Origin of the sequence: uncultured Nostoc sp. (assembly GCF_964247315.1) — a bacterium.
GTDB lineage: Bacteria > Cyanobacteriota > Cyanobacteriia > Cyanobacteriales > Nostocaceae > Nostoc.
Genome location: NZ_CAXTTT010000017.1, coordinates 59,206 through 70,093, shown reverse-complemented (window position 1 = coordinate 70,093; position 10,888 = coordinate 59,206). Strand labels below are relative to the sequence as shown.

Genomic DNA, 10,888 nt, shown 5'->3' with positions numbered 1-10,888 from the left:
CCACTGCGGTCTTGGGGTCTCCCCAAGTAGAGCAAGTGGCGTCATTGGGCATTGGGCATTGGTTATTTTTCCCTTTGCTTCTTTGTTTCTATGCCTCATTCCCTATTCCCTATGCCCTATTCTCTAATTCACACTTCTTTACATCTATAGAATAACGTTATTTGTTATTTGTAAAAACATAAACCAAGGTGGCAACTTTAAATATCTTTAAATAGTCACTGCGGTTATAAATAGTAGGGTAAATATACATAGCTCAGTTACCCTCGACCAAGCTGAGTTGCGAATGCTGAGTATTTTTTAATTTACTCAATATTCAGCACTGGCTCAACGCCCTGCTACTGCTAATAACACTCAGTCTGAGCAAGTGTGTTGTCATAAATATCAGTGCTAGCTACCCCGACGTATCACCGTTTGCCATCATTTCTTAATAAAGAGAGAAAACTAGATGCTGGATTTAGTTTCTAGCTGGGAGAGTATTCCTACTCAACCATCTAAGCAACATCGGATTATTGCTGCTATTGATTTGGGAACAAATTCTCTACACATGGTAGTAGTCAAGATTGACCCCACACTACCAGCTTTCAGCATTATTGCTAGAGATAAGGAAACTGTGAGGCTTGGCGATCGCAATCTTACCACTGGAGAACTCAAACCAGAAATAATTAAAAAGGCGATCGCAGCTTTAGGACGCTTCCAAGAAGTTGCCAAAACTATCAACGCTGAAACAATCATCGCTGTGGCAACTAGTGCTGTACGGGAAGCCCCCAATGGTAAAGATTTTTTGCACACAATAGAAACGGAGTTGGGTTTAAGCGTTAACTTGATTTCTGGTCAAGAAGAAGCGCGGCGAATCTATCTTGGCGTACTGTCGGGCATGGAATTTAACAATCAGCCTCATACCATTATTGATATTGGCGGTGGTTCTACAGAATTGATTTTAGGCGATAGTCACCAAGCCCGAATTCTCACCAGTACCAAAGTTGGTGCAGTGCGACTCACTAGCGAGTTAATAACTACTGACCCTATCAGCAACACTGAGTTTCAGTATCTGCAAGCTTATGCACGCGGGATGTTGGAACGTTCTGTAGAAGAAATCTTAGCAAACCTAGAGCTTGGAGAATCTCCGCGTTTGGTGGGTACGGCGGGCACGATTGAAACCCTGGCGATGATTCATGCACGAGAAAACTCAGGTGTTATTCCTTCCACTCTCAATGGTTATGAATTTAGTTTTAAAGACTTGCAAGAGTTGGTAAATCGCTTGCGGAAACTGAGTAATTCCGAAAGGGCTGAGATTCCTGGTATGCCAGAAAAGCGCCCTGAAGTTATCCTCGCTGGCGCAGTCATATTACAGGAAGCAATGACCCTTTTGGGTAGTGAATCGGTAACAGTTTGTGAGCGTTCTCTGAGGGAAGGCGTAATCGTAGACTGGATGTTAACCCACGGTTTAATTGAAGATAAGCTGCGTTACCAAAGTTCAATTCGGGAACGGAATGTTCTCAAACTGGCGGATAAATACCACATCAACTTAGAATACAGCGATCGCGTGGCAAAATTTGCCGAGAGTTTATTTGACCAAACTCAAGGTACGTTACACCACTGGGGAACTGACGAGCGACAAATGCTGTGGGCAGCCGCCATATTACACAATTGCGGTCATTATATCAGCCATTCGTCTCACCATAAGCACTCTTACTATTTAATTCGCAATGGAGAATTACTCGGTTATACAGAAACCGAGATTGAAATTATTGCCAATATAGCGCGTTATCATCGCAAATCCCCGCCCAAGAAAAAACATGAAAACTACCAGAGTTTGCTGACTAAACAACAGCGACAAGTTGTTAGTCAATTAAGTGCAATTTTAAGATTAGCAGTGGCATTAGATAGACGACAAATTGGTGCGATCGCTCAAGTGCAATGTGAGTATTATCCACAACTTAGGCAGGTCAATCTGTTAATTTTTCCATCTCAATCGGATGATGATTGTGCTTTAGAACTTTGGAGCTTAGATTATAAAAAAGGAGTGTTTGAGGAAGAGTTTGGAGTGAAATTAGTAGCAAGTTTAGAAAAGTCTAGCATTGCTAACTTGTCTTAAAAAATGAGGTGCGTTAACTAGTGTAACGCACCTAAATATAGCTGATGTTTTATGCTTGCGATCGCTAATTAAACTTGAGAAGTTAGGCTCAATATAAAAGCTTCGGGTAAAAATCAGATAAATTTATTTAGTAACTATTTAGGAAGGTACGATTATACAAGTAACTTTCTCTTGTACACAAAAAGTTTAATTAAATTTGAAACCATATTAGATGAAGATATATATCTAATTTTAACATCTAACTTAAGGACGAATTTATAACTGTCCCAAGAACCATTTAAAAACAAAAATTAGTAATTATAATAGAATTAACAATCTATTAAATGTAGGTTATGTTGCTAGTGAATATCTAAGCCGGGAAAACTTAGATATCCTTATATAAAATTTCAATAGTTTAATAAGTAATCAAGCAGATATGATGTTAGTAACTGAAAAAACTTGCACTGACTTTTACCGATAGGTATGGCGATGTCTACGACGGGCTACGCCTACGCAGTTGCTAAAGACTTCAAGGTAAAATTTCGGTAGGCTCATCACTTATGTGTGGGATGGAGCGTAGTTGCCAAAGTCAAATACAATGTTTCTAGCGATGCTAATTTAGTCTTACACACCCTTACAGTAATTGGGGCAGACATCAACTTGCAAGCATTCTTACCGGCGCTCCCCAAGAAATTTTTCCTTTTTTATAATTTGAAGATAAGTATCATGTTTTACAGAAAAAACGATTTTTTGCAAAATTACGATGCTCATTAGGAATCTGGATTAATACATTTAAGATGTTCACAGCCAAAACCTTGAGTCATCATTGCAGATAGCTGTGGAAAAACTTGTTCATCAAAGTTGAGTTCTCGCATGATTTGGTCATGAGCTTGCCCCTGCGTTATCCGCTTTGCCATTTGCTCAAACTCTACCCAAGTTAAATTACTTTCAACAAATGCTTTACTAAGGGTAATTACCAGTTCCTCATAATCATTGTCTTCCAATTTTGTCATCATTCGATGCTCAATGTGAAGCGAATCATCGAAACAGTAATACCAGGATTTTGGTTGCTGCCTAAGTACTCTTCGGAAAAGATCCTGCTGTTTCGAGCGACTAACAGCACTATCTGCCTCACTACATACCATTAAAATTGGGGCAGAAACACAGCCTTGAGACTTGTCTAAAACCTCATATCCCAATTCCAGAAATATTCGTAAGGCCTTAAGACAAAAACCTTTATAACCAAAATTGCCGGGTGCATCTTTGTTGAACCATTCAAAGTAAATTGGCAGAATTTTGATCAGTTGATCGAATATTAAGTAGCGGCTACCTAAATAAGGCGTGAACAATAAGGTGCGGTCAATCTCTTGAGGATGCTCTAAAGCTAACCAAGCAGCTAAAGTTCCACCTGTTGATAATCCACCAATTACAACTTGTTGCCCTAGCGTTTTTGCAATCTGTAACCATTCGATTACAAATTTTTGATAAACCTCAATATCTGTTGGCAGGGGTGGAGGGTTTTGAGACTTCCAGTCACCTGAGCGTCCATGACCGGGTTGTAAAGGAATCAGAACGTTATATCCCGTGTTAAAGAAGGCTTTACCAAGCGGCTCGAACTGGTAAGGGCCTGCTGTAAAACCATGCAAAAACAAAAAAACTTTTGAAGTGAAGTCAGGATGAATCAAAAATTTAGAACGGCAGGCTTCATTTTTAAGACCTAATGTGGACTCTAATTGGTGAACTTGCTCTAGAATTTCTACTGTATTTTGAATGCCAACTTTCATTTATGTAATTATTATGTTCACATATATATAGTAATCCTACTTGAATCCTGCTCAGATTGTGAAAAGTAAATCTTTGTCTGGCAAGCTTTTAAGCCGCTTAGTTATTAAAAAATTAAATAAAAGTCCTATATATGTTACTTGATTAATTAAGTAGTTACTCCGAAGCTAGCAAAGGATATATTGTTGAGTTACCCTGTCAGAAGTGAGAAACCTTTTTAAAGTCTAATAAGTATTCACTCCAAACTAATTTTCCACAACCCATCTAGCGGATTAGACAGTTGGAATTGACTATCATTGCTACCGAGCCAATTATTGTCATACACCAACCCAACACTGAATGTTCTATTTAGAGGATATTGTCCTAGTTTTCCAAAACCTTCAATATTCTTTGAGTCAGCGAACGCTTGCTGGTTCAACTGTATAGTTGTTTGGTTTCCATCCTCAAAGTAAATTGTGGCTCGTTTGTTGTGAAAGCGCACCTGAACTTTGTAGACTCCACCAGTTGCATAGTAATAAGCTCTAGCAGGCAGCTTTTGACCATCAATATTTTGTCCTTTAAGCTCAACTGCCATCGCAGGACTGCATAGTAGCAACAGGACTGGCAGGATTAACCTTAAAACTTTCATTGGTAGTAACAAACACTTTCAATCAACTACTTTTTACTTTAAAATACTAAAGAAGCAGACTATGTGAAGATAAGTAAATAGAGGTTGCGATCGCGGTAAAAAACAAGAAGTATACATTTTCGATTTTGACATACAGCGATCGCTAAAAGATGAGATAAGTTTCACAGCCAATGCTAGAAAGTCGTCTTTCCATACTCTTGTAGAGACGCGATATATCGCGTCTCTACCCTTACTCCCTACTCAGGAAATAAATCCAAGTCTGTGACAGCACCAACACTGCTAGAGGAAACTAACTTAGCATATTTTGCTAAGATACCTGTTGTATAACGGGGTGGGCGGGGTTGCCATTTAGCGCGGCGACTAGTTAATTCTGCATCAGAAATGTTGATTTGTAACAAGCGAGAATTAGCATCAATAGTGATGCTATCACCTTCTTCGACCAGAGCGATCGCACCACCAACGGCGGCTTCGGGAGCAACGTGTCCGACTACCATCCCGTAAGTACCGCCGGAAAAGCGCCCGTCAGTTATTAACCCGACTTTATCACCTAAACCCGCACCAATAATTGCTGAGGTGGGTGCTAGCATTTCCCGCATACCAGGGCCGCCAATAGGGCCTTCGTAGCGGATGACAATCATATCACCGACTTTAATCTTACCTGCAAGGATGGCATCTAAACATTCTTCCTCGGAATCAAATACCCGTGCAGGGCCAGTAATGCTGGGATTTTTCACTCCGGTAATTTTTGCTACTGCTCCCTCTGTAGCAAGATTCCCTTTCAGGATGGCTAAGTGACCTTGGGCATACATCGGGTTATTCCAAGGACGAATCACATCTTGATTGCTTGGTGGTTCATCGGGGACATCTGCTAAAATTTCGCCAATGGTTTTACCTGCGATCGTGATACAGTTACCGTGAAGTAATCCATGTACCAATAGCATTTTCATCACTTGGGGAATACCACCAGCTTGATGTAAGTCTGTGGCGACATATCTACCACTGGGTTTTAAATCGCATAAAACAGGGACACGATCGCGGATAGTTTCAAAATCATCTAGATTAAGTTCTACACCAGCCGCACGAGCGATCGCCAGAAAATGTAACACGGCGTTAGTTGAACCACCCACAGCCATAATTACAGAAATAGCATTTTCTATAGATTTGCGGGTGATAATGTGGCGGGGTAACAGTTGATTGCGAATTGCTTCTACTAATACCTTGGCTGATTCTTCCGTGCTATCGGCTTTTTCATCATCTGACGCCGCCATTGTCGAAGAATAGGGTAAACTCATGCCCATCGCTTCAAAGGCCGAAGACATAGTATTGGCTGTGAACATCCCACCGCAAGAACCAGCACCAGGACAAGCACGGCGTTCTACTTCCATCAGTTCGGTGTCGTCAATTTTACCAGCACTATATTCACCCACAGCCTCAAAGGAACTCACAACAGTCAAGTCGCGGCCCTCATAGTGTCCGGGTTTAATTGTCCCACCGTAAACAAAGATAGCCGGGATATTCATCCTTGCTATTGCAATCATCGCCCCTGGCATATTTTTATCACAGCCACCGAGGGCAATCACGCCGTCCATACTTTGACCATTACAGACGGTTTCAATGGAGTCAGCAATTACTTCTCGTGACACTAGGGAATATTTCATCCCCTCAGTTCCCATCGAAATCGCATCACTAATAGTAATTGTGCCGAACATTTGCGGCATTGCCCCGGCTCGTTTAATTCCAGCTTCAGCTATGAGTGCTAGTTTATTAATCCCCATGTTACAGGGAGTGATGGTGCTGTAGGCATTAGCCACACCGACAATTGCTTTCTTAAAGTCTTCATCTTGAAAACCTACTGCACGAAGCATAGCGCGATTTGGCGATCGCTGTACCCCTTGTGTAACAACTTTACTTCTAAAATTATCTGACGTTGTTTTTTCACTCATTGCTCTGGCCTCAATCAAATCTCTGTACGAGTATGATATGTAGCCTTTTTTGAGATGTCCAATATATATTTATTTATAATTGATACTTATAAAGTATCAAAAATCTGGGACTACGACACCTGCGCTACTTTATTGCTATAGCTGAGGAATTACATTTCAGCAGGACTTACACAAACATATAATTTTATTCAGTAATAAATCGAATGGCTCTCTGCGTTAATATTGCTCACCCGCAGAAATTATCAACCCTCAACTCGCGCCACACATCAGACGGTTGCCAGCCAGAGTTACCAACGGAGCGCAAAGGGCGATAATGTTCCGAGGTGTAGTCCGATTCGGATGCTTCGATGTACACAGGTGGATTTGGTTCAACTACCGATTCAGGAATATCTTGACTCTCAGGCATCTCAATGGGTTCAGTCGATGGTGGAGTTACTTCTGTTGTCTTGCGAATTAGGTTAGAGGTTTTTTTGATCAGTCGTTGCATATTCATAGTCATCATTTGGCTTTCCACAAGGTAGGATATCCCAGAATACAGTAAGTTGTCAGAAAATCCGAAATATTTTGTCGAAAAATTTCATCAAAAATTCCACACTAAAAGGTAATCGTTCACAGAATCTGACTGGAAAGTGCTGTTGCGGTAGCGCGGCGTTGAGCCAATGCTGAGTAAAAATTACAGTCCCTAAAATATTTTCATGCAAGGCTTTTGAAACTCGTTTCATTGGGACTGGCTTGAACGATCAAAAGTAGTTAGAGATAGATTTATATTTAAACAGTAACGTGACTCCAAGTTAAGTCGATTAAATTTAAGACGTAATCCATAGAGTTATCTATATAATCTTCTGATTCTTCATTCCCAATTACACACAATTTACCGCCAGTAATATAAATTTTCTTTGGTTCTTTGTAGTCAGCTTTGTGTCCACTGATCCATCCTGGCTTATCACCATTTGTTTGTACTTTTTCTATTTCAAATGTGTGAATATCTAATCTATAAACTGGGGTTTCATTATAGATTCTTGTACCACAATATCCTAAAGATCCAATGATATATATGTATTCTCCAACTAATGTAGCTGAATGAAAATCAGTTGGCTCAAAAACATCTTGGGGATAACCAAAAATCTGAAAACTACCATCACCTTGATAAACTACAACATCGTTATATATACAAAAATTAGAATCATAGTAGTCTTCATGTTCACCAGCGATTTCTACAATTCTGCCATCTGGTAATTGTGTAATTGTTCTGCCAAATCGATCATAGCACCATACTTTATATTGCCGATTTCCTGTATCTTTAAAAGTATTTTGTGCGTCATAAGCAGAACAACCTTCATAAATCATTACCTGCCAAAAAGGTATTTTCATCAATTCTGGATTGGTTTTGCCAAAGCGCGGATGTTTGCCAGCAAAATATTGCTCTGGTGATAATTCTGATAGTGAGAATTTGCTGTTGGCAATTCCGGTGAGCGATCGCCACATATCATTGTTAATATCGCTCACATTTTCACCAGCTGCAATTAACATTTTGACGATTTCTTTCTTTGTCGCTATCTTAATGGCTTTGTCATTGCAATGATTGATTCTGCTAGGGTTTGCGCCAGCTTCTAGTAAAACTCTGACGCAATCAGTAGCACCATACTCTGCTGCGATTATTAACGCAGTGTTACCAAAATCATCAATGGCTTCAATATTCAATCCCTCTGCAATTAGCCACTTTAGGATTTCCAGCCTATTGTCTTCTATCGCATACATTAACGGCGTTTTTCCGCAGTTTCCCGTATCGTTGTAATTTGCTCCCGCAGCTATGAGCAATTTGGCTTTAGGTAGTTCACCCATTTGAATACTCAATAACCAAGGGGTTCTATACCAACAATCGCGCACATCTCGATCTGCTCCTTGCTCTAGCAATAACTTTACCTGCTCTAAGCTCCCGAAAACTATAGCGTGCATTAATTCTGTCCATCTTAGTTGCTCTGGGTTAGCACCCGCGTTCAATAATAATTTGACAGCATCAAATCTCCCAATATGAGCAGCTACTTTGATTGCAGATTCACCATAGCGACTAATGCCATTGACAGCAGCACCTCTAGAGATGAGTAAATTCAAAATTGATATTAAATTTTGATCCTGCAAGATATCTCGACCATGCATAGCATTGATTAAGACATCATATCCGTCTGGGCTTTGATAATTAATATCTGCTCCAGCATCTAGAATCAATTGAATTTTATCCAGATTTCCTGACTGCACAGCCAATTTAAGTACGGTGTTTTCCTTGACAACAGCATTCACATTCGCGCCATGTTCCAAGAGGAAGTGAATCATATCCATACCTACTGTACAGCTACTAACCGCACACATTAATGGTGTTTGCAGGGAATGCTTTTCTATGCAATCAATATTAACACCATTGGCTAGTTTGCGTGCGACTCCTGCGATATTGCCCTGCTGTACATAAATATGAATTTTTTGCATAAATTTTCTTAGTTAACTTCTGATATAAATTATCGGCTTAAATATTTTGCAAAAGTTCGGTTAAGGCAAGAGACGCAATGAATCGCCGTCTCTATAATAATCAGTCTTTCGTATATACGGCAATTTATCGCATCTTTAGCGATCTAGAATTTTCTCAAAAAACCTTAACCGAACCGTATTATTTAACACCCAACCTCTTAATTTTGTGATTTATGCAAGAGGTCTAATAATTTAAATTTTATCTTAACTAATTTTTTAAGTAATACTAATTTGAAAAAAAATGTGACAAATAGACCATCTGTAGAGACGCGATGAATCGCGTCTTTGCGCGAAACCCAAAAAAAAGGGATAAGCCCAAAACCTATCCCCAAAAAATCAATTAATCAATGTATCAAGTTCCTGAAGTCCAAGAATTGATGTACTCAATTTGCTCAGGAGTTAGGCTATCAATCGTAATACCAATAGCCTGCAACTTCAACCGAGCAATTTCTTTATCGACTTCAACAGGAATTGAGTGCAAACCAGGTTCCAACTTACCCTTATTCTTCACCAGGAATTCACAAGCCAAAGCTTGGTTCGCAAAACTCATATCCATTACCGCGCTGGGGTGTCCTTCAGCCGCAGCTAGGTTAATCAAGCGTCCTTGTCCGAGAACAACAACTGATTTACCATTTTTCAACTTGTATTCTTCGGTGAAAGGACGAACTTCTTTGATTTCCTTAGCTTGTGCAGCCAAGTATTTCAAATCAAGTTCCAAGTCAAAGTGACCGGAGTTACAAACGATCGCACCATCTTTCATGACATCGAAGTGTTCGCCACGAACGACGTGCTTGTTACCAGTCACAGTGACAAAAATATCACCTTGGGGTGCAGCTTCAGCCATTGGCAGAACGCGGAAGCCATCCATTATGGCTTCAATTGCCTTGATGGGGTCGATTTCGGTGACGATGACGTTAGCACCCATCCCACGGGCGCGGAGGGCTGTACCTTTACCACACCAGCCATAACCGACGACGACAATGTTCTTTCCAGCCAACAAAACATTTGTGGCGCGGATAATGCCATCTAGGGTTGATTGCCCAGTACCATAGCGATTATCAAAGAAGTGCTTGGTATCAGCATCGTTAACGTTGACTGCGGGGAAGGTGAGTACGCCTTCTCTAAACATGGCGCGTAACCGTACAATACCAGTGGTGGTTTCTTCGGTGCTACCAATCAAATCAGCAATTTGATGTTGGCGTTGCTGTACCAAAGTTGCAACCACATCGCTACCGTCATCAACAATAATGTTGGGGCGATGATCTAAAGCTATTTGAACGTGGCGGTTATAAGTTTCGTTATCTTCGCCTTTTTGAGCAAAGACGGGAATTTCATGATCGACGACGAGGCTAGCGGCTACGTCATCTTGGGTTGATAAAGGATTGCTAGCGATTAAAAGCGCATCTGCACCACCGGCTTTCAGAGCGATCGCCAAATGTGCTGTTTCTGTTGTAATGTGGGCACAAGCTACAAGGCGTAAACCAGCGAAGGGCTTTTCGATAGCAAAGCGATCGCGAATTTGCCGCAAAACTGGCATTTCGCGTCCAGCCCATTCAATGCGCTGTCTTCCCAAGGCAGCTAGGCCGAGGTCTTTAACCTCGTGCTTTAATCGGGGAGAAGTTGCGGTCATCAAAAATTACCTCAAAAAATTAAAAAAGCTACGTAAAGTTTACGCACTCTACTAGGTTATTCTACTACTGGCGATTTTTGCTTGTATGAAAGCAAATCACTAGTCAATAGTCCTCAGGACTAGCTTGACGTTTGATCGGCAGAATGTCAACTTCCTCCCCAGCTTCTTCCTTTTTGTTTTATCTTTGGTAAGAGTAAGACTCTTCTCAGTCTTACCTGCTAATTTTCAGTACATTGTCATCTGTCTAAAGATAGAGGGCAAACAAAAAAATCTCAAAATTTCATCGTCTAAAGGGAAAACCTCAACTTTAG

9 protein-coding genes are annotated in these 10,888 nt (G+C 40.6%); 2 read left to right on the top strand and 7 right to left on the bottom strand.

Going from position 1 to position 10,888, the window contains the following annotated elements; translation table 11 throughout:
- The first annotated feature begins 445 nt into the window (after positions 1-445).
- Positions 446-2,095: a Ppx/GppA phosphatase family protein gene (locus ACFE93_RS07745; RefSeq protein ID WP_375472763.1), complete on the top strand. Its 1,650-nt coding sequence runs from the start codon at positions 446-448 to the stop codon at positions 2,093-2,095.
- 749 nt (positions 2,096-2,844) lie between these two features.
- Here the strand turns inward: ACFE93_RS07745 and ACFE93_RS07740 are convergent.
- The 6 genes from ACFE93_RS07740 to ACFE93_RS07715 form a co-directional block, all read right to left on the bottom strand.
- Entirely contained in the window at positions 2,845-3,858 is a 1,014-nt protein-coding gene (locus ACFE93_RS07740; protein WP_375472762.1) for an alpha/beta hydrolase, read from the bottom strand.
- A gap of 233 nt (positions 3,859-4,091) precedes the next feature.
- Complete coding sequence (locus ACFE93_RS07735) at positions 4,092-4,484, bottom strand: hypothetical protein (RefSeq protein ID WP_375472761.1); 393 nt, start codon at positions 4,482-4,484, stop codon at positions 4,092-4,094.
- A 236-nt stretch (positions 4,485-4,720) separates the two neighbouring features.
- A complete protein-coding gene (ilvD, locus tag ACFE93_RS07730) occupies positions 4,721-6,427 on the bottom strand; it encodes a dihydroxy-acid dehydratase (RefSeq protein WP_375472760.1) in 1,707 nt (568 codons plus the stop codon).
- 226 nt (positions 6,428-6,653) lie between these two features.
- Positions 6,654-6,929, bottom strand: coding sequence for a hypothetical protein (locus ACFE93_RS07725; protein ID WP_375472759.1), 276 nt, complete (start codon positions 6,927-6,929; stop codon positions 6,654-6,656).
- 43 nt (positions 6,930-6,972) lie between these two features.
- Positions 6,973-7,149 (bottom strand): hypothetical protein, encoded by a 177-nt coding sequence (locus ACFE93_RS07720; protein WP_375472758.1) that lies wholly within the window; start codon positions 7,147-7,149, stop codon positions 6,973-6,975.
- A 46-nt stretch (positions 7,150-7,195) separates the two neighbouring features.
- Complete coding sequence (locus ACFE93_RS07715; RefSeq protein WP_375472757.1) at positions 7,196-8,908, bottom strand: ankyrin repeat domain-containing protein; 1,713 nt, start codon at positions 8,906-8,908, stop codon at positions 7,196-7,198.
- 77 nt (positions 8,909-8,985) lie between these two features.
- On the opposite strand from ACFE93_RS07715, the gene ACFE93_RS07710 reads away from it, so the two are divergent.
- A complete protein-coding gene (locus tag ACFE93_RS07710; protein WP_375472756.1) occupies positions 8,986-9,117 on the top strand; it encodes a hypothetical protein in 132 nt (43 codons plus the stop codon).
- A gap of 182 nt (positions 9,118-9,299) precedes the next feature.
- Here the strand turns inward: ACFE93_RS07710 and ahcY are convergent, their stop codons facing one another.
- On the bottom strand, positions 9,300-10,577 hold the full coding sequence (gene ahcY / locus ACFE93_RS07705; protein ID WP_375472755.1) for an adenosylhomocysteinase: 1,278 nt from the start codon (positions 10,575-10,577) through the stop codon (positions 9,300-9,302).
- Between the last annotated feature and the right edge of the window lie 311 nt (positions 10,578-10,888).

Excerpts from the sequence above, each read along its gene's own strand:
- ilvD (WP_375472760.1), bottom strand. The coding sequence starts at position 6,427 with ATGAGTGAAAAAACAACGTCAGATAATTTTAGAAGTAAAGTTGTTACA.
- ACFE93_RS07725 (WP_375472759.1), bottom strand. The coding sequence starts at position 6,929 with ATGATGACTATGAATATGCAACGACTGATCAAAAAAACCTCTAACCTA.
- ACFE93_RS07715 (WP_375472757.1), bottom strand. The coding sequence starts at position 8,908 with ATGCAAAAAATTCATATTTATGTACAGCAGGGCAATATCGCAGGAGTC.
- ACFE93_RS07745 (WP_375472763.1), top strand. The coding sequence starts at position 446 with ATGCTGGATTTAGTTTCTAGCTGGGAGAGTATTCCTACTCAACCATCT.
- ACFE93_RS07740 (WP_375472762.1), bottom strand. The coding sequence starts at position 3,858 with ATGAAAGTTGGCATTCAAAATACAGTAGAAATTCTAGAGCAAGTTCAC.
- ACFE93_RS07735 (WP_375472761.1), bottom strand. The coding sequence starts at position 4,484 with ATGAAAGTTTTAAGGTTAATCCTGCCAGTCCTGTTGCTACTATGCAGT.
- ACFE93_RS07720 (WP_375472758.1), bottom strand. The coding sequence starts at position 7,149 with ATGAAACGAGTTTCAAAAGCCTTGCATGAAAATATTTTAGGGACTGTA.
- ACFE93_RS07710 (WP_375472756.1), top strand. The coding sequence starts at position 8,986 with ATGAATCGCCGTCTCTATAATAATCAGTCTTTCGTATATACGGCAATT.
- ahcY (WP_375472755.1), bottom strand. The coding sequence starts at position 10,577 with ATGACCGCAACTTCTCCCCGATTAAAGCACGAGGTTAAAGACCTCGGC.